We start from the raw sequence: 24,233 nt of genomic DNA, 5'->3' as shown, positions 1-24,233 counted from the left end.
GATGACAACGACCGTGCCCGGCCGCACCCTTGGTGGCGTTTCACTTCGTCGGAACAACCTGGCGTTGTGGCTGGTCACGGTGGTGACGGGCCTTTGCGGAGGACAGGCTGCCTATGCGCAGGCTGCTCCGACCGAACCTGCCCAGCACCTTCGCGTTGCGGAAACGGGGGCCGGTGAAGCCGCGGAGACCGATCATGTCGGCAGCTTCAACGGAAAGCGGGTGGCCTATCACGCGGTCATTTCCCGTACCCTGCTGGAAAGCGACAGGGGCGCTCCGGCGGCCTCGCTGGTGACGATTGCCTATATCGCGAAAGGCAGGCCGGGGGATGCACCGCGCCCCGTCCTGTTCGCCTTCAATGGCGGACCGGGCGGAAGCTCGGCGCCGATGCATCTGGGTGCGCTGGGGCCGAAGATCCTTTCCCGCCTGGACAAGACGGGGTTCGCAGACCCGAAGGTCACGCTCGTCGACAATCCGGGATCGCCGATCGATGCCGTGGACATCGTCTTCGTGGATCCGGCGAATACCGGCTTCAGCAAGGCGCTAGACGGTGCCGACATGTCCTGGCTCAAGTCCGTGGACGGCGATTCGGAATCGATCGCCCGGCTCATCGCCCACTGGTTGCGCACGAACGACCGCATGGATTCGCCGGTATTCGTCATCGGTGAAAGCTATGGGACCATGCGGGCGGTGGCCTTAGCGCGCGACATTCCGCGCATCGATCCCGCCGTGCGCCTGCGCGGGATCATCCTGTCGGGCACGGCCTATACATACGGGCAGGGCGGCAAGCTGCCCAATCCGGCAGCCACGGCGGCGCGCCTGTCCATGATGGCGTCGATGGCATGGCATCATGGCAAGATTGATCGCACGCAGTCATGGGACGAGGCGGTGGAGAAGGCGCGCCGCTTCGGCAGGGGCGAATACGTCGGTGCCCTGATGGAGGGGCATCAGATCAGCCGCGAACGCTTCGATCGCGTCGCCGCGCAATTGCCTGCGCTGATCGGCATTCCTGAATCGTACTTCCGCCAGCGCGGCTCCCTGATCGTGGAGGACTTCAACGCGGAACTGCTGCGCGACCGGGGCCTCGTGCTGGACCGCAACGACGGTCGGCAAACCGGGCCGCAGAACGTCGCCCCTTCGAGGGATTTCGACGGTGAACTGGTAGGGTTCAAGGCCGCGATGAACGGTTACGTCCGCCGCGATCTCAAGGGCGTGGGATATGGCGATTACCTGGTGCTGACGCCCAATCTGGTGAAGGAGGTCCGCGACTGGAATTTCTCCACCACCGGGCCGGGCGCGCTGGATACGGTATTGTCCGCCGCCATGCGCGGGCAAAATTGCCTGCGGCTTGGGGTTCTGCAGGGCCGCTACGATACCCTGACCAACATGGGGACGACCGAATACACTCTGGCTCAGACGGATGTTCCGCGGGATCGTGTCACCACGCAATACTTCGACGGCGGACATTTTCTGCTGCCGACGCGCGAAGTGACCGATTTCGTGCGGTCGTTCGCCACGCATGATGAGCCGGACGCCGCCGCTTGCGGCCCGACGAAGTGAGAGCCTTGCTCGCTGCCATCCTGCTGATCGGCCTCGCAGGCCCGGTGCAGGTCTGGGCCCGCGCGGACGAGCCGGTTCCTGGTGGGCCCACGATCACGCTGCCTGCCATCGCGTATCAGGTGTTGCATCAGGGCGATCCCACTGGATCCCATCCGACGCGCGATAGTGCTGTGAAAGTCCGGTACAAGGGCACGCTGGCCGATGGCACGGTCTTCGTGGACACCGCCGCTCGCGGGGACGGCACCGAAATCTTTCCACTGGGCGGGCGCATTCCGGGCTTCGTCGCGGTGTTGCAAGCCATGCGCCGGGGAGATCGGTGGCGCGTGACCGTACCGGTGGCATTCGCCTATCCCGTCGGCCCCAAGGCGGTTGCCGGCAAGGATCTGATCTTCGATATAGAACTGATCGACTTTGCAGAACTGCCGCCGCCGATGCAGTCTCCATTGATGCGCGCGCTTCCCGGAAAAGAGTGAGTTTCCCCATGATCGATAGACGTCGGCTGCTGGCCGGTACGGGCGCCGCCTGCGCATCCCTGGCCTGGACACGGTCCCTCGCGGCGACGGGCCGGTCATCCGATTTCCGCTTTATGGCCGCAGGCGACCTGCTGGGGCCGAGCACCGACAGGATCGATATGAACGATCCCGACGTGCGGCAACTGGCGGGCCTCATCGGCGGCAGCCACGCGGCCTTCGCCAATCTGGAAGGCAACCTGTTCGATCCCGCAACCTTCAAGGGCTATGCCTCGGCGGAGAACGGCGGCGGCTATCCTCTCATCGATCCGCAGAACGGCCTGTTGCTGCGCAAGTTGGGCGTGAACTTGCTGTCACGGGCCAACAACCATGCGCTGGACTGGGGTTACGACGGGCTGGCGGCGACCACGGCCGCGCTCGACCAACTCGGTTTCGTTCACGCCGGGGTTGGGGCAAGCCTGACCGCCGCGCGCCGTCCCGGCATTTTGCAGACGCCGAAGGGCTCCGTCGCCCTGATCGCCTGCGCGTCCAGCTTCACCGGCATGTCACCGGCCAGCGACGGCGTGCGCGGAACCGCGCCCCGTCCGGGCATCAATCCGCTGAGCGTCTCCCCGGTCAATCTGGTGACGCGCGAGGAGATGGACGGTCTTATCAGGACCGCGCACCGGATAGGGTGGCAGGGGCAGGATCTTCCCAAGGCCGATGCCACGCAAGTGCGGATCAACAACGTGGTCTACCGCGTGGGGGATCGCACGGGGATGACCTACCTCGTCAGCGACACCGATCGGGCGGCGATCCTGAAGTCGGTGGCGGAGGCGCGGTCGTTGGCGGACTATGTCGCGCTGTCGATCCATGCGCACGAGACGTTGTCAGGGGGCTACGAGGATACGGCCCCGGCGGACTTCCTGCCCGGCTTCTTCCGCGACGCGATCGACGCCGGGGCCGACGTCATCGTCCGGCACGGTCCTCACGCGACGAAGGGACTGGAGATGTACCAGGGCAAGCCGATCTTCCACGGCATGGGCAGCATGTTCTTCGCCATGGACCGCACCGTTACGATGGCCGGAGAGGGGCCGAAGGAAGCCAAGCTGACGTTAAAGCTGCCTGACAGCTGGTTCGAAACGGCACTGGGCGTGGCGTCCTACGATGGGCGCAAGTTGAAGGAAGTGCGCTTCCACCCGATGATGCTGCGGGAAGGAAAAGGGCAGACGCGCGGGTTCCCCGTGCCCGCGCAAGGCAAGGACGCCGAGCGGATTCTCGGCGCATTGCGGGAACAGTCTGCGGCGCTGGGCACACCCATCCGGGTTGTCGGCGGGCTGGGCGTCTACACGCCGGGTTGACTTACGCCGGTTGAGTTTCGGGCGCGGGTGGCGGCGTGATCGCGTTGATCTTCAGCGCCAGCGCCACGTCGCGCGCGGATACGTCGCCCGCGTCATGGGTTGTCAGCCAGATGTCGATGCGGTTGTAGACGTTGCTCCATTCCGGGTGATGGTCTGCCTTCTCCGCCTCGATGGCGATGTGCGTCATCACGGCAAATGCGCGGGCGAAGTCGGCCAGTTCCAGCCTGCGGTGAAACGCCCGGCGCGCCGGGTCGTAGGTCCAGCCGGGCAGCCCGGATAGCGCCGCATTGCGGTCTTCGATGGAGAGCGGGGAAATCGTTGCGGCGTCAGGCATTGTTCGTCACCGGGATTACGGCGCCGTTGAGGGCGCGGGATGCGGGCGTGCACAGGAAGCGGATGACTTCGGCGATCGCCGCGGGCGTGGTCCAGTCCCGAGGATCGGCATCGGGCATGTCCGCGCGGTTGCGCGGGGTATCGATTATGGCCGGGGCGATGGCGTTGACGCGGATACGGCGCGGGCGCAGTTCCTGCGACAGACCTTCCACCAGGCGCGCAACCGCCGATTTCGATGCACCGTAAGGCGCCATTCCGGCACCAGCAGGTTGAGCGGAGGCCGCGCCCACGCATGTGATGTTGCCGCCTTCCGCCAGGAAGAGCAGCGCCGCCTGCGCCACGTTCAGCGTGGTTTCGACATTCGCGGTATAGAGCGAACGCCAGTCCGCGACGGTCGAAGTTTCCACCGGAATCCAGCTGAACGCGCCGACGAGGTGCACCACGGCATCGACATGCCCCAGAACGGAGGCCGCCTGCTGCATGGCGCTGCGGGTGGCTTCGGGATCGGTCAGGTCCACCCCGGTGATCTGATGCACGCCAGTGGCGGCAAGCGGTTCGGCCGCCTGATCGATCCCGACGACCCGGTCCGCATTTTCGCTTAGGGCGGCGATGACGGCCCTGCCTAGTACGCCGGAGTATCCGGTGACGATGACGTGCATTTCTGTGCCTTTCGACAATGAGTGGTAACGTGTTTCAGGCCGTCACGAGCCAGCCGTCCGCGACGCTGACCGGCCACGGCGTCAGGCGCTGTCCGGCGCAGGGGCCGCCCAGACAGGTGCCGTCGGTCCTGTCGAAGATCGCGCCATGCCAGCTGCAGACGATGTGGCGCGCATCGGGGGTCAGGTAATCGTCCAGCTTCTGGGCAAGCGGCAGGCCGGCATGGGGGCAACGGTCGACATAGCCCGTCACATCGTCTCCATCGCGCACGACGAAGCCGTGGAACCGCCCGGCGCGCATCTGGAGCACGAAGTTTCGGGCAGCGCCCGTTTTCAACGTATCCAGTTCGCACAGCCTGACGCCTGCGGGAGTGGCGCTCAGGCGCATGGTTTCCTGCGTCATCGGTCGGCGTCGGGCTGCGCGTCGGGATGGGCGTTCTGAAATGGCTCAAGCGCGGCTGCGGCATCGGCAGCGGCAGTCAGGTGCGGGTAGGGCGACAGGTCGACGGCAAAGCGGCGCGCACCGTAGACCTGCGGGACGAGGTAGCAGTCGGCCAGGGTGGCGCTGTCGCCGAATGCAAAGCCCCGGCCGTGGCGCGCGATCAGCGTTTCCAGCGCCGAGAAGCCCTGCTCGATCCAATGTGCGATCCAGCTCTGGACCTGGTCGCCGCTGGCACCGAGATCGGACTTCAGCCGGTTCAGCACCCGCAAGTTGTTGAGGGGATGAATGTCGCAGCCGATCAGGGCCGCCATCGCGCGCACGATGGCGGCATCGTCGATGGCGCGCGGCAGCAGCGGCGGGCTGGGCCAGCGCGCATCGATCCATTCGAGGATGGCCGGACTTTCGATCAGGACGCTGCCGTCACATTCCAGTGCCGGGACCAGCCCGTGCGGGGCCAGCGCAAGATAGTCCGGCGACCGCTGCGCGCCTTGGCGCAAGTCGTGCGTGAGCTGCCGATAGTCGGCGCCTTTCAGGTTCAGCGCGATTCGCACCCGATAGGCTGCCGACGAGCGCCAGTATCCATGCAGGACCAGGTCGGTCATGTCGCAGGCAGGATGCGGGCGCGGCATTCGCCCAGCCCGATCGACACTGCCCCCGGTGCCGAAGCGGCGGCGCGCAGGATCACTTCGTCGCCATCCTCCAGGAACGCGCGGGTTTCTCCGTTGGGCAGAGTGATCGGCTCCTTGCCGCCGATGGTCAGCTCCATCATGCTGCCGAAACCGTCGCGGGTGGGCGCGGAGATCGTTCCGGTGCCCAGCAGGTCGCCGGGATTGAGATTGCAGCCGTTCGAGGCGTGATGAGCGACGATCTGGTTGACGGTCCAGTACATGCTTGTCGCCGGGCCGCGGCTGAGCTGCGCAGGCGCTTCCCCAGCGTCCCGCATCCGGGCGGTGAGCAGGAAGACCTCCAGCGTCAGCGCCAGTGCGCCGTGCTGCTCGTCGGCTTCGTCGAGCAGATAGGGCAGGGGCGCGGGATCGCCTTCGGGGCGGGCGGGCTGGGCCAGGCGGAACGGCGCCATCGCTTCGCACGTCACGACCCAGGGCGAGATGGTGGACTGGAAATTCTTGGCCAGGAACGGTCCCAGCGGCTGGTATTCCCAGGCCTGGAAATCGCGAGCCGACCAGTCGTTCAGCAGACAGAAGCCCGCGACATGCTGCGCGGCGTCGGCGATCGGGACGCTGGTGCCCAGTTCATTGCCCGCGCCGATCCAGACGCCGAGTTCCAGTTCGTAATCGAGCCGCGTGGTCGGGCCGACGATCGGGCTATCCGCCTCGGGCGGCTTGCGCTGGCCCACGGGGCGACGCACCGGCACATGGGACGCGCGGATCGAGGAGGCGCGACCGTGATAGCCGATCGGCACGTACTTGTAGTTGGGCAGCAGCGGATTGTCCGGGCGAAACTGGCGCCCGACATTGTTGGCGTGATGGATGCCGACGTAGAAATCGGTGTAGTCCCCGATCCGGGCCGGCACATGCAAGGTGCAGTCCGCCGCCGCGTGGAGATGCGGACTGACGGCATCGCGCTGGGCTTCATCGGCAAGCAGCCGGCTCAGGCGTCGGCGCAATGCCCGCTTGGCATCCTGCGGCATGGCCAGCAGGGCGTTCACGCCATCCCCATGGAAGGGGGGCAGCGACACGCTCTCCAGCAGGTTTGCGGCATGGCAACCTTCCAGGTCCAGGATCATGTCGCCGATGGCAACGCCGACTCGCGCCGCTTGCCCGGCCGGGGAAAACAGCCCGAACGGCAGGTTCTGGATCGGAAAATCGGAATGGCCGTTGGCGCTTTCCACCCAGCTGGTCAGCTCGGGGGCATGCGTCTCGTCGGTCTGCCACCAAGTCATTTGTCAGGAATCTCCATGTGTCGCGGGAAGCTGGGCCTTGCGAAAGCCGGTCCAGCAATCATCGTAATCGTCTTGCAGCAGATCGGTATCCATGGCCCAGGCCGTGGCCGCGATCGGGTAACGGCTTTCGAACATGAAGGCCATCGTGCCGTCGATCCGGACGGGCGCCAAGGTGGCCGCAACTGCCTTGTCATGGCTGGCCACATCCGGCCCGTGGCCCGACATGCAATTGTGCAGCGATGCGCCGCCGGGCGCGAAACCTCCGGCCTTGGCATCGTATTCGCCGTGGATCAGGGCCATGAACTCGCTCATCACGTTGCGATGGAACCACGGCGGCCGGAACGTGTCCTCAGCCACCATCCAGCGCGGCGGGAAGATCACGAAATCGAGGTTGGCGGTGCCGGGGGTATCGCTCGGGCTGGTCAGGACCGTGAAGATCGACGGGTCCGGATGATCGTAGCTGACGGTGTTGATCGTGTTGAACCGGCTCAGATCGTAGCGATAGGGCGCGACATTGCCGTGCCAGGCGACCACGTCGAACGGGCTGTGCGGCAGCGTCGTCGTCCACAGGCGCCCCTGAAACTTCTGCACGATCTCGCAAGGGCGCTCCACATCCTCGAACGCGGCTACGGGGGCTTCGAAGTCGCGCGGGTTGGCCAGGCCGTTGGACCCGATCGGCCCCAGATCGGGCAGCCGGAACAGAGAGCCGTAATTCTCGCAAACGTAGCCGCGCACCGGCCCATCCACCAGCTCCACGCGGAAGCGGATGCCGCGCGGAACCAGGGCGATCTGCAAGGGCGCCACGGTCAGCACGCCCATTTCCGTGACCAGACGCAAGCTGCCCGCCTGGGGTACGATCAGCAGTTCGCCGTCAGCCGAGAAGAACGCGCGGTCCACCATCGAGCGGTTCGCGGCGTAGAGGTGAATGCCGCAGCCCACCCCGGTCGCCACATCGCCGTTGCCCGCATAAGTAACCAGCCCGTCCACGAAATCGACGGGTTCCCCCGGCAGCGGCAGCGGATTCCAGCGCAGACGATTGGGCGACGGTGCCCGTTCCGCGAAAGGCCCCGAACGCAGCAGGCTTTCCTGCTGGTGAGGCTGGAACCGCGCATGGGCGGCCGTGGGCCGCATGCGGTATAGCCAGCTGCGGTAATTCTCGTTGCGCGGGGCCGTGAAGGCGGTGGCCGAAAACTGTTCGGCGTAAAGGCCATGGGCCACGCGCTGCGGAGAATTGCGCCCGATCGGCAGGGCGCCGGCCACGGCCTCGGTGGAATGCAGGTTGCCGAAGCCGGGAAGCACGCGCTCTGAAGGGGAAGGGGGCTGCACCATCGCCTCAGGCGTCAACGGTGATGACGCCGCGCCGGATCTGGTCCAGCTCAATGCTCTCGAACAGCGCTTGGAAATTGCCGTTGCCGAACCCTTCGTTCCCCTTGCGCTGGATGATCTCGAAGAAGATCGGGCCGAACATGTTCTCGGTGAAGATCTGGAGCAGTATGCCCTCTTCATTCTCCACGCTGCCGTCGATCAGGATGCGGTTCCTCTTCAGGCGCTCCACGTCCTCGCCATGGCCGGGCACGCGCTTGTCGACCAGTTCGTAATAGGTCTCGATGGTGTCCTGAAGCTTTACGCCTCGCGTGCGCAGGCGCTCCACGGTGTCGTAGATGTCATCCGTCGTCAGGGCGAGGTGCTGGATGCCCTCGCCGTTGTACTGACGGATGAACTCCTCGATCTGGCTGTTGTCGTCCTGGCTTTCGTTGAGGGGGATGCGGATGGCTTTGTCGGGAGCGATCATCGCCTGGCTGAACAGGCCGGTGGCCTGCCCCTTGATGTCGAAATACTTCTGTTCCTCGAAGTTGAACAGGGTGCGGTAGAATTCGCTCCACACGCGCATCTGGCCCCGGCGCACGTTGTGCGTCAGGTGGTCGAGCAGGTCCAGCCCGACGTTGTTCTCGGCTTCAGCCTGCTCCCAGCCGTCGATCGCCGTCCAATCGGCATAGAGGTCGCGTCCGTCTTGGATGAAGTAGAGATAGGAGCCGCCGATGCCCTGGATGACGGTGTCGTCCTCATCGGTGCGCTTGCCGCCATGCTCCAGCGCCCATGCCATGGCCGCTTCGGGATCGGCGACGCGGAAGGCCATCGCGCTGGCGGACGGGCCATGCTCGCCCCGGAAGGCGGCAACGCGGCCCTCGTCATCGCGGTTGAGCATCAGGTTGATGCGGCCCTGCTTGTAGCGGGTCACGTTCTTGGTGGGATGGCGGTGCGTGGGCACGAAGCCCAGCTGTTCGAACTGCGCGGCCATCGCATCGGGATCGGGCGAGGTGAATTCGACGAATTCGAAACCGTTGAGGCCAAGCGGGTTGGTGGTATCGGTCATGGGAAAGTCCTCTCGATGCGGATCAGATATGGGGTGCGAGGCCGGCAACGAACAGCGGCACGTTCTGCGCTGTCAGCCCGGCGATATTGATGCGGCCATTGCCGGCCATGTAGATGCCGTTGTCACGGCGCATCGCGGCCACGGCCACGCCGTCCACTGGAAGCATGGCGAACATGCCGCGTTGCCGGGCGATGAAGCCAAGGCGCGAATCCTGCGCGGCGACGGTCTGGCGCAGCAGGTTGATGCGATGGCGCATTTCGTCCAGTTCGCGGGCCCAGTCCGCGCGCAGTTCGGGGTGTTCCAGGATGGTGCGCACCACGGCGGCCCCGTGGTCGGGCGGCATGGACCAGATTCCGCGCGCCAGCGACAGCATGTTGCCACGCACGGTGGCGGCCACCTGCGTGCCGGGTGCCTGCACCCAGAGCGCGCCCACACGTTCGCGATAGAGGCCGAAATTCTTGTCGCAGCTATAGGCCAGGATGACGGCGGGCAACGCCTCGAACAGCATCCGGGTGGCCTGGGCATCCTCCTCAAGTCCATCGCCGAGGCCTTGATACGCCAGATCGACGAATGCGATCAGGCCCCGGTCCGCGCATAAGCTGGCGATCGCCTGCCACTCTTCGTTGGACAGGGCGGCGCCGGTGGGATTGTGGCAGCAGCCATGGAGCAGCAGAATGTCACCGGGAGCGGCCTGCGCCAGATCGTGCACCATGCCGTCGAAATCTATCGTGGCACGGGCCACGTCGTAGAAGCGATGGGTCTTAACCGATAGCCCGGCCTCGGCGAAGATCGGGGCGTGGTTGGGCCAGGTGGGATTGCCGATCCAGACGCTGGCCTGTGGGCGCGCACGGGCCAGCAGCTCCGCGCCCAGGCGCAACGCCCCGGTGCCGCCGGGCGTCTGCACGCCGACGATCCGCTCCGACCCGGCAAGGGCGCGGCCCAGCGCGATTTCGGCCAGGAGTTCGGCATAGGCGACATCGCCTTCCGCGCCGAGGTAGGACTTGGTGTCCTGACTGCCCAGCAGTATCTCCTCCGCTTCCTTTACCGCGCGCATTACCGGCGTGGCGCCTGCATCGTTGCGGAATACGCCGACACCAAGGTCGATCTTCTCGGGCCGGGGGTCGGCGCGATGCAGCGCGATCAGGCCCAGCAGCCCGTCCGCCGGCTGTTCGAGCAGCCCGGCAAACGCATTCTGGAGCGTAGCGGTGCCGCGGCCAAGTACCGAAGCGGGGACAGGGGCAGCGTCGAGAAGGGCGTGGTCGGTCATGATGATTCCTTGGCGGCGGCGTAAGCCTGCGTTCCAGTGGTGTAGATGCGGTCTTCCGGCAGGATCGTCGCGACGTCGAGGTCCGGTTCCTGCGCAACTTCGCGGTAAAGCGGGGCGAAGTCGGTTTCGACCGTCTGCCGCAGGAGATCTTCGAAGCTGTCGATCACGAAGTAGCTCTGCTGGTAGTCGTCGATCCGGTAGCGGGTGCGCATCAGCCGTTTCAGGTCGAACCCCAGGCGATTGGGCGAAGGATCGTCCAGCGCGAACACGGATTCGCCGTAGGAGGAGACGATGCCCGCACCGTACAGCTTCAGCGCATCTCCTTGGCGGATCAGGCCGAATTCGACCGTGTACCAATAAAGCCGCGCCAGATTGTCGATCGCGCCCATGCCGTCGGCCCGCAGGCCGCCCTCGCCGTAAGCCTGCATGTAGTCCGCGAATACCGGGTTCGCCAGCAGCGGCACGTGGCCGAAGACATCGTGAAAGATGTCCGGCTCCTGCAGGTAGTCCAGCTGCTCGGGCTTCCGGATGAACCGCCCCGCTACGAAGCGGCGATTGGCGAGATGTTCGAAGAACACCCGGTCGGGTACCAGCCCGGGCACGGCCACCACCTGCCAGCCGGTGCGCTCCATCAGTCTTTCGGACAGTTCCGCAAAATCGGGAATGCCGGGCCGGGTCATGCGCAGCACGTCGAGTCCGTCGAGAAATTCCTGTACGACGCGGCCTTGCAGCATCTGCGCCTGCCGCTCGAACAGGGTATCCCACATCGCATGTTCGTCTCGCGTGTAGGTGTTCCAGTCCTGGGGAATGGTCCAATCCTGCGCGGCGCCTTCCGGGCGTATTATCGTTTCAGTGGCCATGACGCCGTTTTTGCACGGCGGAGATGAAAAAGGGTTTCTAATATCGCATGAAAATGCAATTATGCGAAACCATTTTTCGACATTGCGGGTGTAGATGAAACGTTCACATCAACTGGATGCATTGGATCGCCGGATCGTTTCATTGTTGCAGGTCGATGCGTCCCTCACCCATAGTGATCTTGCGGACCAGGTCGGCGCATCCGCAGCTTCGTGTTGGCGCCGTATCAAGGCGTTGGAGCAGGCTGGGGTGCTCTTGCAAAGTGTTCGCCTCGTTGACCCTTCGTCCATAGAGCGCGACGTGAACGTGCTTTGCAACATTCGGATGCGTAGCCATGCTCCCGATGCGCGAAAACTATTCGAAGACTTCGTCAACATACATCCGGAAATCGTGGAATGTTTTTCCATGTCCGGAGATTGGGACTATCTTTTGAGAATAGTCGTTTCCGATGTGTCGGATTACAACAAATTTCTTATGGACACGCTGCTGTCCCATCCATCTGTTTCAGGTGCGTCGTCTCACTTTGCGTTATCTATGACAAAATACACTACAGTATATCCTTTGTGAATACGCCGTTGTGAGATTGTTCATACGGATGGAAAATGCGATTTCCCGGTGAATTCCGATTGGAACATTGCGGCAAAGCAAAAACGTAGAGCAGTTGATCCGACGTAATCGAATCAACTGCTCTAAAAGCCGGCAAGATTGTGCAGGCGACCGCCTTGCAGGAGGGATCAGGAAGCAGCTGCAACGGGTGCGGGAGCAGCCTGAAGGTAGGCGAAAGCTTCTTCGACGGTAGCCGGAACTCCGGGAAGCGGAGAGGCTTCGATACGGGTCTTGGTCCGTTCGAACAGCGCCCTGACGCCCGGCAGAACCGCTACGGGAAGCCCCGCCTGCTTGAGCTGACGTTCGGCTTCCTCCACTTCCTTCAGGCGGCGACCGGCATGAACGACGTGGGTGCGGATGAGGGTGCCGAGGAAATCCCGGAGAGATGCCTGGTCGATATCCGACAGGGCATCGTGGAGTTTGTCGGTAACGCCTTGCTGGTCTGCCGCCAGGAAGCATTCGACGGTCAGGGCTTCCAGCCCCTTCGTGAAGACGCTGCGCAGGATCTTGATCGCCGCGGCATCGCCTGCCGTTCCGTCCTCTACCTGCTTGAACGGCGCGTCGATCGCGTCGAACAGGGCTGCCGTGGCAGCGATGCCGGAACCCGCGCCCAGCAGGTTGGTCCGGCGTCCCGACAGGGCGACCGCTCCCAGTATCGCCACATCTGCATAGTCCACCCCTTGTTCGGCGGCGAGCGCGGCGGCCACACGAATGGCGGCAGGGTCGGCGGTGGTCATGTCGACGTAAAGCGCCCCGGCTTTCATCTCGGCAAGGGCCTGCTTCGCAACCGCGAGCGAGACCGTTCCGAACACCACGGATACCACGATGTCGCAGTTGGCAATCCATGCGCCCGGAGCAGGATGGAGTTGCAGGCCGCGCTCGTGGGCAAATGCCAGCGCGCGTTCAGAGGGGCGCAGATCGCACAGGGCGAGAGAATGGCCGGCCTCTTCAAAGGCGGTGGCATAGATCAGGCCGACTTCACCGCAGCCGATTATAGCAATAGTCACTTCAACATCCTTTGCGAATTCGCTCAATGCGCGGCGTAGGCACCCTTGTACGTGCCGGCGCGGATGGAAGCGATCATTTCCACTTCCATCGCCTCGGTCTTGAGGCAGGCGGCGTAGAGATCAGCGGCAATCGCCGGGTCGAATGCGACGACGCCATCTTCGTCACCGACGATGATGTCGCCCGTGCGCACCACCATCCCCCCGATCGAAACCGGCACGCCGATTTCACCCGGCCCATGCTTGTAAGGGCCGCGATGGTTTGCCGTGCGCGCAAAGATCGGAAATGAAGAGCGCCCGATCGTTCCGGCATCGCGAATGGCGCCGTCGATGATGACACCGGCGGCACCGCGCACTTCGGCGATCGTGGCCATGATTTCGCCCATCAGCGCACGCGCGGTGTCGCCGCCGCCGTCCACGACCAGCACCGTGCCAGGGACGATCAGTTCCAGAGCCTTGTGAATGAAAAGGTTGTCTCCGGCAGGAACCCTTACGGTGAGGGCCCGGCCCGCCATCACGCCTTCGATCCGATGAAACGGACGGACGCCGTTGCCGCCGGGAAGACGGCTTAGGTTGTCGCTGATGATGGATGTTGATGTGCGCGTGAACTGCTCGACCAAATCGTCGTCGCCCCGAACGGCTTCGGTGATGGGCGATCCTGAAGTCTGGGTCATCTGGCCCCTCCTTGATTGTGCAGTCGGACTAGTCTTATGCTCGCCAGGAGGACAAGCGATAACAATACATGCTTGTTCATGCATTTTAGGAATGTGACATGGTGACGCTGCGGCAAATCGAAGCTCTGCATTGGATCGAGCAGCTCGGAACTTTCGAACGCGCCGCATCCCGGCTCAACACCACGCAGTCGGCCATATCCAAGCGTGTGCAGGAGCTTGAGGCCACTACTGGCCTGACCCTTTTCGATCGCGGCAATCGTGGGGCGCGCCTGACCGAGCATGGCGAGGAACTGCTGTCCATCGGGCGCGAGATGCTCGTTTTGTCGGAGCGCATTCATACGCTGCGGGATGGCAATCGATATTCCAAGCGCCGGCTCCGTCTGGGCGTTACGGAGTTGACGGCATGGACGTGGCTGCCTCGGCTCGTGACAGCCTTGCTCGACCGCTTTCCGGGGATCGAGATCCATCCTGACGTGGATATGAGCCGCAGCCTGCAATCGCGGCTTCTCGACGATCAGCTCGATCTCATCATCGTGCCCCGCACCTTTCTCGTACCGGAGGTAACAAGCGTCCACCTGGCCGAGGTCGAGAATGCGTGGATGGCGCGTCCGGGACTCGTCGACGCACGCGGGATTACCCGGATGTCGGATCTCGCGCGTCACCCGATCATCATCCAGGGCGAGCAATCGGGCTCCGGCCTGTTCTTCAGCAAATGGCTGCGCGCGCGCGGGATCGACTTGCCCAAGACGTTATCGTCGGACAGTCTGATGGCGGTGCTGGGACTGACCGCCGCCGGACTTGGCGTGACATATCTGCCGGTGGGGTGCTTTCAGCCGATGATCAATGAAGGAAAGCTCGCTGTCATTCACACCGATCCGGTATTGCCAAGAGTGCCATACTCCGCAATGTTCCGGGTTGATCGACCATCAGAATTCCTGCTTCAGGTGGCGGAGATCGCCCAGGGGAGCTGCGACTTCACAACCCAACTCCAGAGTGGCTAGGGCATAAACTCCTAGACCACCTTCCAAACAGTATCAGAAGATCGCAAAAACCCCCATCCCGGCGATGAGCGAGTTTGCGCGGTCCTTGCGGCCGCCGGGATTGATGTACCATTGCAGATTGGGCCTGAGGCTCAACCCTTGCGTGACGCTGATGGAATAGTTGATTTCGGTGGCATATTCGGCGCCGATCCGCGGTATCGGGGTGCCGTTCGCCAGGCTGTTGGCGATGGCCAGCTTCTTCAGGCGGCCATTGGGATGAACCCGACCGATCCCGATGCCGAGCTGGTCCTTGGGTCGTCCGGCGATCAGTCCCGATGCAATGACGCCGCCGACAACCAGGTTATCGACCCGAACGGTGCGCCGATCCGTCCTGACCGCGCTGAAGAAGGCCTGGACCGAACCCGCTCCATCGGCGCGCGCCGCACGCAGCACCTGCTTGCCGACGATATAGATGCCGGATCGCCCGCGATACATGCGGCGCGGCTCGCCGGTCATGGAAAAAAAGCCGCCGTCTACGTCATAGACCAGATCGTTCGAACGGGAGGTGTCATACCAGAAACCGATCCGATAGGTTCCGGCCAGCTTGGGATTGCCACCCAGCTTGACATCGAAACCACGTTCGAACGGCAGGAGTACACCGGTGCGGCCCTTGAAGCCGAGGTAGAAGCCCTTGCGGCCGTTCACCGGGTTCAGTTCGTAGACGCCTGTTTCGGTATAGCCGAGCTTGTCGTTGATGCGGATCCGGGTGGCCCAGACGCTGGTTGGCGGATTGTAGAAGTTGCCCCCGAACGTATGCGATGGCTTCGTGCCGCAGAAATACAGGCTTTCGAAATAGCACTCGCCCGTCGCGAAATCCTCGCCCATGCTCATCCGGCCGATCTTGATGTCGAAGCGACCGAATTTCTGGCGGTAGAACATCTGGGACAAACGCCAGTTGGTGCCCGCCCCAAAGATCGCCTGAGCGTAATTCAGCAGGCCGATCCCGGCTTCCGTGCTCAGGTTTTTGCCGTGCCGCTTGGTGATCAGCAGCTGAAAGCTGCCCCCGGCCACTCCGGCGATCTTCTTGAGGTCCGCGGTGAGCCCGAAAGTTGCCTGGCCCGCCTGCCGGAACTTGGATTCAGTACCTCCGGTCAGGTTGTAGACCGGAAACCAGATGTACTGCGCGCGCGGGGTGAGGCCGATGTCGCCCAAGGCTGGGCGAATTCCGGCCCAGTCGCCTAGGATCCCCCTGGTAGCACCGCCTTCGCCGGAGCTTGCGGATGCGGTAGGTGTGGGAGCTTTCGCAGGTGGCGGCAGAGCTTCGTGGATCTGGGGCGGCACGGCCGCCGATGCTGCGGCTTCCGGTTCCGCCCTGTCCCCGTTCACCTGCTCCCCCTCTGGCCAGCCCTCCTCCGACTGACTTGGGGAGGCATCGGCGGGAACCGTCTGTTCGTCTGTTCGAACGTTTGAGGGAAGTTCGGGCAGGGACGCACCTATCCCCTGCGCCACCATGGGGACGGCGCATGCCAGGCAGAATGCCAGCGACATGTTTTACCTCATGGTTGGAAGCTTGTCAGCCCCGTGCCGGGTGGTCTGCCGGCTCGACGATGGTGGCCAAGAGGAGCAGGGCGGTCATCGAGCACGCCGACAGGAACAGGAAGACGGCGTTCCAGTCGTAGAGGTCGAGCAGCATGCCGGTGACAAGCGGAGCAAGCGCGCCACCCGCCTGTCCAGCCGTGTTCACGAGCGATGCGGCGACTGGGTAAGTCGGCTTTGACGTGAAGCCCATCGGATAGACCGTGTAGGCCGAGTAGCCCAGGTTGAGCAGAAATCCGGCGCTGAACAGCAGCAGGCTGACCAGGACGATGCTGTCGGGCATGAAGACTAGAAACGCCATCATCACGCATGTCGCGATGGCGCTGATCATCATCGTCGGCTTGCGACGCTTGCCCAGGACGCGATCGGAAAACCATCCGCCGACGAGATTCCCCGCGACACCGCCGACGAAAGGCAGCGAGGCGATGAAGCCCACTTCCATCAGGGCGAGGTGACGAACTTCGGTCAGGTACTTCGGCAACCATGCCAGCAATACGTTGACGACGCCGGTCATCAGCAGGTAGCCTAGGCCGCAACCCCAGATGTTCCAGGACTTGAAGACCGACTTCGTGCCGTGGATCTCGTCGATCGGGCGGTAGCGCAGAAGGCGGTCGACAGTCCCGAAGTCGCCGCGATCGCCGGAGGCCGAGCGGTTTCCGGCAACGCTGGCCTCTTCGATGTAATCGGCTTCGCTCTCACTGACGAAGCGGCTCGACCTGGGATCGTTGGGCACGAGCAGCCACCAGGTCAGGGCCAGGAAAACGCCCGGAATGGCGAAGATGATGAACACCATCCGCCAGTCGCTCTTGGCGATGATCAGGGCGCCGAGCGGCGGCGCGATGACGGCGCCGAGCTTTGCCGCGGCGAGGAATGCTCCGGTGGCGGTGCCTTTCTCTTTCGCCGGGAACCAGCGATTGATCGTGGCCAGCATCGACAGCGGCAAAGCGGCTTCCGCCACGCCGAGAAGGCCGCGATAGAACTTGATCAGACCGAGAGATCCGGCGGTCCCGATCAGCAGCGTGGACGCCGATGTCAGGGCAATCGCCAAAGGCGCAGAAACACGCACACCGATCTTTCCGATCAGCAATCCTGCCGGAACCTGGCCGAGCGAATAGAACAGGAAGAAGAGGCTAACGATGATACCCGCCTGGGAATTGGATATTCCGAACTCATCCTGAACATGGGGAAGCACGATGCCGATGTTTGCACGGTCGGCGGCCGCCAACATGTAGACCACGAAAATGACCGACAGGACGATCCACCGGAACCTGGTGGTTGGCGAATGTGCATGATCGGGCACTTTTGCGACTGAGGCGGACATTCTCTCTCCTGGTCCCTTCTTACGTGGGAGGGGCCGATATGCGTTGAAACGCGCCATAATAAAAAGGATATATATTCGCCCGAAAGCATTCTTTCGCGGAATGTCAAAGGCTTTGGGCGGGGCACGGAGAGCGGATGTGCTCGGCTTGGATCATCCCCGCTTGAAAACTGAATTGCCCAGAAATTCCATGAGGCTGATCATTTTATTTGGAGAGGCTTATCTGACTCCATCCGATCGGATCGAAAGCAATGGGCAGATAATCAGATGTTTTCCGAGACGAATATCTCGAAAGGAAGCAAATGCTGGCGCTGTCCCGTTTCCGGTTGGCCGATCAGCGCCCTGGCCATTACTTTTACAGCGGTTTGTGCCATCTCGGCGGCGGGATGAGATAGGACGACCTTTACCACGCCGTCGGCGAGGGCGGCACGGGTTTCATTGGTCAATTCGTTAACGACGACGGTCGGCCGCGAGCGCGCACCTGTGTGATCCCGCAAAGCAGCGATGACGCCGCCTATCCCGCCGCCGGCGACGTATATTCCGGCAAGGTCCGGGGCGTCGCGGAGCAGCTTGGTGGTAATGGAATAGGCCTGGCTGTCGTCTTCGCGCGTGGCGTCGGTGTGGATCAACTCCAGGTCGGGAGCATGCTCGCGCAGATAGCTGCGAAAACCGGCTTCCGCGAGATCCTGGCTGAGATATCGAGCGTTGCCGATCAGCACTGCCGCCTGGCAAGGCCGATGGGACAACCCATGGACGAACCAGGCTGCCGTTCTGCCTTTTTTCATGTCGTCGATACCGACATGTCCTGCTACGCCGCGGGCGCTGAGTTCGGTGACAAGGGTGAAAACCGCCACGTTATCGGCGGCCAGCATATCCACCGCGTGATTGATCTTGGGGTGGTTCGCAGCGACGAGGGCCAGCGCATCCACGTCCCGGCTCAGCGCCAGCAGGTTCTCGACGATGTTCTCGGGCGACAGGTCGTCGAGGAAACGGACGATCGGCCGCCCGTGTATCAAAGTGCTGGCCCGCGTCGCTTCGGCAAGGCTCTCCCCCCACATTCGATATTCCTGCTGTCGGGGGAGCTGGAGCAGGAAGCCAAGTCGGCCGACCGGCCGCGAGTTGGCGACACGGTGACGAATAGCAGTCAGACCTCGGAAGCCGATCCGTTCAGCCGCTTCAAGTACTCGGTCCGCTGTCATCTGGCGAACGGGGTTGCGCCCGTTGAGCACGCGATCAACGGTCGAGACACTGACACCGGCTGCCTGCGCAAGCTCGAAAATCGTGGGGCGGGAGGATGTTTCAGAATCTTTCATAAATGATTTCATCCTATGATGCGGTCGGGGTGATATTCTGAGAGATAATCTCAGGCAAGCTTGAAGATGTCGCTGGGAGAGAAGAGAGGCGCCGCCATGTGACCGTGCCGGGTCGCCGCCCTTTCTCCACGGACATAAGCGTTATGCACCCAACCTTCCTTCCCAGCCTGCCGACGATCCGCTGTGTTCGAAAGCGCGTGAGCCTGATGGCTATCGGCGTATTGCTTGGCGCTCTTTCCGTCTCGCCCCTGGCTGCTTCGGCAAGGCAGGCGGGCTCCGATCGAAAATGGGATGCCGCAGGGGGATCGGCGGAAGGGAGCCCAGAGCCTCTCGATACACTGACGGCGTATTGGTCATGGAAGGAGCAGTTGAAAGAAGACGGCTTCGATTTCGTCCTCAACTACACCTCGGAAGACCTTGTTGCCGTACGCGGCGGATCGAGCGACGCCCTCGTTCACGCCGGGCAAGCTTCCTTCACGGGACAGGCTGATCTGGAGCGTCTGGGCGGTTGGAACGGGGCGGCGGTTACGCTGTCGATCTCGCATCGCGACGGGCAGGGGATCAATGCGCGGTCAGGAATCGGCGCCTTGCTTGGCCCGCAGGAGATTTTCGGTCGGGGGAACGTCGCGCGCATTTCGCAGCTGTGGATCGACCAGAAATTTATGAACGATCGTCTCTCCCTGCGGTTCGGTCGAGGCAATCCCGGTAGCGACTTCGAGGAATTCGACTGCAATTTCGTCAACCTGTCCTATTGCGGCAACCAGGTCGGCAACATCGTTTCAGACTACTGGTACAACTACCCAATCAGCCAGTGGGGTGCGATTGCCAAAGTGAAGACCGGCCAGAAGACATACCTCAAGGCCGGTATCTATCAGGTCAATCCGCGCAATCTCAAGAACGGATTCCTGGATGTCCTGAGTCCCTCCGGCGGTACGGGTGCGCTCGTCCCGGTTGAGCTGGGTTGGTCGCCCCGGCTGGGTGCGGCCGGACAGGCGTCGATGAAGTTCGGAGGATGGTACAGCACGGCCGCACGCGATGACGTCTATCTCGACAACAATCGCGGATCGGCAGCGCAAAGCGGAATGCCTCATCTGAAAAAGCGGGGGTCCTATGGCGGCTATGCAAGCATCGTCGCCCGGTTCCCGACCGACACAGGAGACTCGTCCCGTAATGTCACCGCGTTCTTCAATGCGACCCTGGCCGACACCGCGACCAGCACGGTAGACCGCTCATTCGCCGTCGGTGTCGTCTGGACCGGCCCCATTTCGCGCAGGCCGCAGGATCAGATAGGCCTTGCCGTCAGTGCCAATCACCTCAACGGACGCCTGGCCGACTACCGCCGCGAGCGGTTGGCGCTGGGTTCGGACGACGGATTGCCGGGATCCGGCGAGAACGCAGTGGAACTGTTCTATGGCGTTCAGGTAACGCGTTTTCTTCAGGTTCGTCCTGACGTGCAGTGGATACACCGGCCCGGAGGCACGTCCGCCAACCCGGACGCGATTATCGTCGGTGCGCGGACTTCGATCAGCCTGTGAACGATACTGTCTCTCAAAATGAGAGAATCGTTCAGGATGCATAGGTTCGGAGTTGAAATCGTCTTGCCCGGCTTGTGCCGCGTCAATAAGGGCGAACGGCGGAACTGGAGGTCGGATGGCTATCGGAACCCTGCGGGGGTTTTCCGATCCCGGCTCGTTCGCAAGATGGATCGGCATCAGCATTCGGCATTGACGTGCCTCGTCGACGCGGGGCCACGCGGCTACGCAGGGCGTTGGCGTGACGAGCGGGATGCCGGCCGTGGTGAAGCAAAGGTCTGTTCGATGAAACGAAGGGAAATCCTGTCCTCGCTGGGTATTGCCGTTGGTGCCGTGCCTGCAGCCAAGCTCCTGGCAAGCGAAATGCAGGGCTTTCCGCAAGACATGGCTCTGGATCAGGCTTTCATGCCGGTTCCGGCGCCGCAGGGCGGCAAGCCCCAGGTGCTCGTGCGCGATATCGACCGGCGTACCGTTTCGGCGGCTTTCGATAGGTTGATCCCCGGTGACGAACTGGGGCCGTCGGCCAGCGAGGCGGGCTGCGTAGATTTTCTCGACGCCCAGCTTGCCGGTTCCTTCGGTAATGGCGCCATGCTCTATCGCTCCGGTCCCCAAGCGCCTGGTGGCGATGAACTGATGCAGAAGCCGCAGTTCATCGGCACCCCGCGCGAGCGTTACGAGACGGGTCTGCGCGCACTGGAAGCCCACGCGCAGCGCACGCATCGGACGTCTTTTGCCGATCTCAAGCCCGAGCAGCAGGACGCGATCCTGACCGGAATGGAAAACGGCACGATCGAGCTTGCCCCGGAGGTGAACACCAAGGCCTTTTTCGAACTCATGCTGTCCAATGTGCGTGAAGGCTACTTCGCCGACCCGATGTACGGCGGCAACAAGGACATGGCCGGCTGGAAGATGATCGGCTTCCCCGGCGCCCGTTATGACTACCGCCTCTATGCCGACCGCACCGGGGAGGATCTCGGGCTCGAACCGGTAAGCCTCATTCCCAAGGACTGAGCTGCTCCTGGACCTTTCCCGGCACGAACCCGGCGGTAAAATTCAAGAAAGCAATACGACATGGCAAGCAAACTGCCCAAGGCAGACGTAGTGGTGGTCGGGCTCGGCTGGTCTGGGTCGCTCATGGCCGAGGAACTTACCCGCGCCGGGCTCAACGTGGTGGCGATCGATCGTGGGCCCTGGATCGACACGTCCACGCATACGCCGCCTGCCGTGGATCCCGACGAGCTGCGATGGGGGCAGCGCAAGGAACTGTTCTCGCCCCCGCGCGACAACACCGTGACTTTCCGAAACCATGCCGGGCAGGTGGCCGCACCCTTGCGCGATTTCGGGATCTTCGAGATGGGCGGCGGCGTCGGTGGAGCCGGCTTTCACTGGGCCGGGATGGCCTGGCGTTTCTCCCCCTGGGATTTCCAGGTCCGCTCGAAGACGATCGAGCGCTACGGACGCAAGAAGGCCGAAGACGGCGAGATGCAGTTGCAGGACTGGGGCGTTACCTACGACGAGTTGGAACCGTTCTACGACCGTTGGGAGCGCATTGCCGGCATTTCGGGCCAGGCGGGCAACATCAAGGGCAAGATCAGCCCGGATGGCAACGTCTTCGAAGGACCGCGCAGCCGCGACTATCCCACGCCGAAGCTCAAGACCCTGCGGATGATGGAGTTGTTCAACGACGCCACCACGCGCATGGGCCTGCATCCATTCACGATTCCCTGCGCCAATATCTCGCAGGCCTATGTGAACCCGCTGGGCGTCACCATGGGCGCCTGTACCTATTGCGGTTTCTGCCTCGCCTATGGCTGCGGCAACTTCTCCAAATCGAGCCCGCAGGCCTGCATCTTCCCGGTTCTGGTGCGCCGCCCGAACTTCAAGATCATCACCAAGTCCGTCGTCACCAGGGTGAACAAGGCCGCCGACGGCAAGACGGTCACGGGCGTCACTTTCATCGACGAGCACGGACGGGAAGTCGAACAGCCTGCCGATATCGTCTGCCTGACGGCTTTCCAGGTCGACAACGTTCGCATCCTGCTGAACTCCCGCATCGGCAAGACCTACGATCCCCGGACGGGCGAGGGCACGATCGGGCGCAATTTCAGCTTCCAGACCGTATCGGGCACTGACATGTGGTTCGAGGACGAGCAGATCAACCCGTTCATCGGCACCGGTGGCCTGGGTTCGCAGATCGACGACTATAACGGCGACAACTTCGATCACTCGAATCTGGATTTCATCGGCGGGGCCGGCATCCTGACGCTCTCGCGCGATGGCGCGCCCATCGCCAAGGCCGGCAACCTGCCGCCGGGCACGCCGCGCTGGGGCAGCGGGTTTAAGAAGGGCTACGCCAAGTACTATCGCAACTACGGCACGATCTTCAACCAGGGCTGCTCGATGCCCACCAAGGCCGCGACGCTCGATCTCGACCCAACTTACCGCGACAGGTTCGGGGTGCCCTTGCTGCGCCTGACTTACGACTATGCCCAGAGCGACCGCAACATGGCCAAGTACACCATGGACCGCGCGGTCGAGATCGCCCGCGAGATGGGCGCGGCCCACGTTTCGGGCTTCAATTTCGCTGACAAGGCTTTCACCACCGCCGTCGTCGCCTCGGATCATGTGATCGGCGGCGCGGTGATGGGCGACGATCCCGCCAGCTCGGCCGTCAATCGATGGCTTCAGAGCTGGGACGCACATAACCTGTTCGTCGTCGGTGCTTCCGCGTTCCCCAACAACGCCGGATACAACCCGACCGGGACCGTTGGCGCCCTTGCGATCCGCACGGCCCAGGCCATCCATCAGACTTATGTGCATAACCCCGCGCTGCTCGCCCGAGGATGAGGTTCATGGACTCGACCGTTAAAGCCGAACCCAAGCGCAACTGGAAGCGCATTGCGCTGATCGCCAGCGTTGCCGTTCTCGTCGGAGCCGTCGGCGTGGGTGCCAGGGCCCGCTCCGCACTGGACACCTCCCGTTCCGATGTGGCGGACGACAGAATCGCGCTCGCCGATGCGAAGATCACCGATCGGGCGGCGATCCGCCGCGGCGAATACGTGATGCGCGCCGCCGACTGCGCGGCCTGTCACAATTCGTCGAAAGGCGAATTCGCCGGCGGCCACCGCTTCGACACGGACTTCGGGACGATCCTTTCGTCGAACATCACGCCCGATCGGCACACCGGTATCGGCGCGATGACCGAGCGGGACTTTTTTAATGCCGTGCGCCATGGGCAGGGGACCAAGGGCTACCTTTATCCCGCCATGCCCTACACCGCCTATGCCAAGCTCACCGATCGAGACATGCACGATCTATGGGCCTACATGTCCACGGTGGAACCGGTCGCGAATACGGTGGACGAAAACGGGGGCATGATGTTCCCGTTCAGCATCCGTCTGGCGATGGCGGGCTGGGACTTGCTGTTCTACGATGGAAAGCCACTTGCGCCAACGCCCGGACGGTCCGCGGAATGGGAGCGGGGTCGCTACCTCGTCGACGGCGGCGGCCACTGCTCGGCCTGCCACACCCCCCGCAACCTGCTTGGTGCGGAAAGCTCGGGATACTATCTGCAAGGCGGCCGTGTCGGCTACTGGTACGCGCCCGATCTGACCGGCAACCATCACTTCGGGCTGGGCAAGGCTTCGGCGGGCGAGATCGCCGAATATCTCAAGACCGGCGGTGATCGGACGGCGATTGCCGCCGGTCCCATGGCGGAAGCGGTCGAGCATTCGCTCCAGTACCTTTCCGATGCCGACGTCAAGGCCATGGGTGTCTACCTCAAGTCGCTGCCGGCTTCGGACAGACAGCGCCCCGAAGCCATTTCCGCCAGCAGTCCTGCCATGAAGCGCGCGGCGCTGCGCTACGAGGTGAACTGCTCGGCCTGCCACGGCGTTCGGGGCGAAGGCATGGGCAACATGACTCCGGCTTTCGCGGGCAACCAGGCCTTGCAGTCCGACGATGCCGCCAGCGCAATCCATGTCATGCTGGGCGGTGGCCCCGCCGCTTCCAC

Annotated in this window: 23 protein-coding genes; 9 read left to right on the top strand and 14 right to left on the bottom strand. The window is 63.3% G+C overall.

Going from position 1 to position 24,233, the window contains the following annotated elements; genetic code table 11:
* Position 1 precedes the first annotated feature (1 nt).
* From RT424_RS15435 to RT424_RS15425, 3 genes are read left to right on the top strand one after another with little or no spacing between them, the layout of a single operon-like run.
* The gene (locus RT424_RS15435) at positions 2-1,558 is read left to right on the top strand and encodes a S10 family serine carboxypeptidase-like protein (RefSeq protein WP_313440106.1); all 1,557 of its coding nucleotides are present in this window, start codon (positions 2-4) and stop codon (positions 1,556-1,558) included.
* The gene (locus tag RT424_RS15430; RefSeq protein WP_313440104.1) at positions 1,555-2,031 is read left to right on the top strand and encodes an FKBP-type peptidyl-prolyl cis-trans isomerase; all 477 of its coding nucleotides are present in this window, start codon (positions 1,555-1,557) and stop codon (positions 2,029-2,031) included. The genes RT424_RS15435 and RT424_RS15430 overlap by 4 nt, the downstream gene beginning before the upstream one ends.
* An 8-nt stretch (positions 2,032-2,039) precedes the next feature.
* Positions 2,040-3,368: a CapA family protein gene (locus RT424_RS15425; protein ID WP_313440102.1), complete on the top strand. Its 1,329-nt coding sequence runs from the start codon at positions 2,040-2,042 to the stop codon at positions 3,366-3,368.
* A gap of 1 nt (position 3,369) precedes the next feature.
* Here the strand turns inward: RT424_RS15425 and RT424_RS15420 are convergent, their stop codons facing one another.
* Genes RT424_RS15420 through phhA form a run of 9 tightly spaced genes read right to left on the bottom strand, consistent with a single transcriptional unit; the run spans position 3,370 to position 11,200 of the window.
* Positions 3,370-3,702 carry a 4a-hydroxytetrahydrobiopterin dehydratase gene (locus RT424_RS15420; RefSeq protein ID WP_313440100.1) on the bottom strand — a complete coding sequence of 111 codons (333 nt, stop codon included), beginning with the start codon at positions 3,700-3,702 and terminating at the stop codon, positions 3,370-3,372.
* Complete coding sequence (locus RT424_RS15415; protein ID WP_313440098.1) at positions 3,695-4,360, bottom strand: SDR family oxidoreductase; 666 nt, start codon at positions 4,358-4,360, stop codon at positions 3,695-3,697. The genes RT424_RS15420 and RT424_RS15415 overlap by 8 nt, the downstream gene beginning before the upstream one ends.
* A gap of 34 nt (positions 4,361-4,394) precedes the next feature.
* Positions 4,395-4,760, bottom strand: coding sequence for a Rieske (2Fe-2S) protein (locus RT424_RS15410; RefSeq protein WP_313440096.1), 366 nt, complete (start codon positions 4,758-4,760; stop codon positions 4,395-4,397).
* Complete coding sequence (maiA, locus tag RT424_RS15405) at positions 4,757-5,401, bottom strand: maleylacetoacetate isomerase (protein WP_313440094.1); 645 nt, start codon at positions 5,399-5,401, stop codon at positions 4,757-4,759. The genes RT424_RS15410 and maiA overlap by 4 nt, the downstream gene beginning before the upstream one ends.
* The gene (gene fahA, locus RT424_RS15400) at positions 5,398-6,699 is read right to left on the bottom strand and encodes a fumarylacetoacetase (RefSeq protein ID WP_313440093.1); all 1,302 of its coding nucleotides are present in this window, start codon (positions 6,697-6,699) and stop codon (positions 5,398-5,400) included. Before fahA ends, maiA begins: the two co-directional genes overlap by 4 nt.
* Positions 6,700-6,702: 3 nt before the next feature.
* The gene (gene hmgA, locus RT424_RS15395) at positions 6,703-8,028 is read right to left on the bottom strand and encodes a homogentisate 1,2-dioxygenase (RefSeq protein WP_313440091.1); all 1,326 of its coding nucleotides are present in this window, start codon (positions 8,026-8,028) and stop codon (positions 6,703-6,705) included.
* Positions 8,029-8,032: 4 nt separating this feature from the next.
* The gene (gene hppD / locus RT424_RS15390) at positions 8,033-9,073 is read right to left on the bottom strand and encodes a 4-hydroxyphenylpyruvate dioxygenase (protein ID WP_313440089.1); all 1,041 of its coding nucleotides are present in this window, start codon (positions 9,071-9,073) and stop codon (positions 8,033-8,035) included.
* A 22-nt stretch (positions 9,074-9,095) separates the two neighbouring features.
* Positions 9,096-10,340 (bottom strand): amino acid aminotransferase, encoded by a 1,245-nt coding sequence (locus RT424_RS15385; protein WP_313440086.1) that lies wholly within the window; start codon positions 10,338-10,340, stop codon positions 9,096-9,098.
* A complete protein-coding gene (gene phhA / locus RT424_RS15380; RefSeq protein WP_313440083.1) occupies positions 10,337-11,200 on the bottom strand; it encodes a phenylalanine 4-monooxygenase in 864 nt (287 codons plus the stop codon). The genes RT424_RS15385 and phhA overlap by 4 nt, the downstream gene beginning before the upstream one ends.
* 94 nt (positions 11,201-11,294) lie before the next feature.
* On the opposite strand from phhA, the gene RT424_RS15375 reads away from it, so the two are divergent.
* Positions 11,295-11,765: an Lrp/AsnC family transcriptional regulator gene (locus RT424_RS15375; RefSeq protein WP_313440080.1), complete on the top strand. Its 471-nt coding sequence runs from the start codon at positions 11,295-11,297 to the stop codon at positions 11,763-11,765.
* A gap of 167 nt (positions 11,766-11,932) precedes the next feature.
* Here RT424_RS15375 and RT424_RS15370 read toward each other — a convergent pair whose 3' ends face one another.
* Together RT424_RS15370 and RT424_RS15365 are read right to left on the bottom strand one after the other, a co-directional pair.
* Entirely contained in the window at positions 11,933-12,811 is an 879-nt protein-coding gene (locus tag RT424_RS15370; RefSeq protein WP_313440077.1) for an NAD(P)-binding domain-containing protein, read from the bottom strand.
* Positions 12,812-12,834: 23 nt separating this feature from the next.
* A complete protein-coding gene (locus RT424_RS15365; protein WP_313440074.1) occupies positions 12,835-13,482 on the bottom strand; it encodes an RraA family protein in 648 nt (215 codons plus the stop codon).
* Positions 13,483-13,580: 98 nt separating this feature from the next.
* Here RT424_RS15365 and RT424_RS15360 point away from each other — a divergent pair, with 98 nt between their 5' ends.
* Positions 13,581-14,483 (top strand): LysR family transcriptional regulator, encoded by a 903-nt coding sequence (locus RT424_RS15360; RefSeq protein WP_313440071.1) that lies wholly within the window; start codon positions 13,581-13,583, stop codon positions 14,481-14,483.
* 33 nt (positions 14,484-14,516) lie between these two features.
* Here RT424_RS15360 and RT424_RS15355 read toward each other — a convergent pair whose 3' ends face one another.
* The 3 genes from RT424_RS15355 to RT424_RS15345 form a co-directional block, all read right to left on the bottom strand.
* Positions 14,517-15,848: a carbohydrate porin gene (locus RT424_RS15355; RefSeq protein ID WP_313440068.1), complete on the bottom strand. Its 1,332-nt coding sequence runs from the start codon at positions 15,846-15,848 to the stop codon at positions 14,517-14,519.
* A 187-nt stretch (positions 15,849-16,035) separates the two neighbouring features.
* Positions 16,036-17,379 (bottom strand): MFS transporter, encoded by a 1,344-nt coding sequence (locus RT424_RS15350; RefSeq protein ID WP_313440065.1) that lies wholly within the window; start codon positions 17,377-17,379, stop codon positions 16,036-16,038.
* 260 nt (positions 17,380-17,639) lie between these two features.
* Positions 17,640-18,689, bottom strand: coding sequence for a LacI family DNA-binding transcriptional regulator (locus RT424_RS15345; protein ID WP_313440062.1), 1,050 nt, complete (start codon positions 18,687-18,689; stop codon positions 17,640-17,642).
* A gap of 368 nt (positions 18,690-19,057) precedes the next feature.
* On the opposite strand from RT424_RS15345, the gene RT424_RS15340 reads away from it, so the two are divergent.
* The 4 genes from RT424_RS15340 to RT424_RS15325 form a co-directional block, all read left to right on the top strand.
* Positions 19,058-20,224, top strand: coding sequence for a carbohydrate porin (locus RT424_RS15340; protein WP_313440059.1), 1,167 nt, complete (start codon positions 19,058-19,060; stop codon positions 20,222-20,224).
* Positions 20,225-20,506: 282 nt separating this feature from the next.
* Positions 20,507-21,232 carry a gluconate 2-dehydrogenase subunit 3 family protein gene (locus tag RT424_RS15335; RefSeq protein ID WP_313440057.1) on the top strand — a complete coding sequence of 242 codons (726 nt, stop codon included), beginning with the start codon at positions 20,507-20,509 and terminating at the stop codon, positions 21,230-21,232.
* Between the two features lie 60 nt (positions 21,233-21,292).
* Entirely contained in the window at positions 21,293-23,068 is a 1,776-nt protein-coding gene (locus RT424_RS15330) for a GMC family oxidoreductase (RefSeq protein ID WP_313440054.1), read from the top strand.
* A 5-nt stretch (positions 23,069-23,073) separates the two neighbouring features.
* Positions 23,074-24,233, top strand: a 1,160-nt coding sequence (locus tag RT424_RS15325) for a c-type cytochrome (RefSeq protein ID WP_313440051.1), incomplete at its 3' end; no start/stop codon positions are given.

This window comes from Novosphingobium sp. (genome assembly GCF_032093395.1).
GTDB lineage: Bacteria > Pseudomonadota > Alphaproteobacteria > Sphingomonadales > Sphingomonadaceae > Novosphingobium.
The sequence above is the reverse complement of the archived record's forward strand: the minus strand, read 5'-3'. Positions and strand labels throughout refer to the sequence as shown.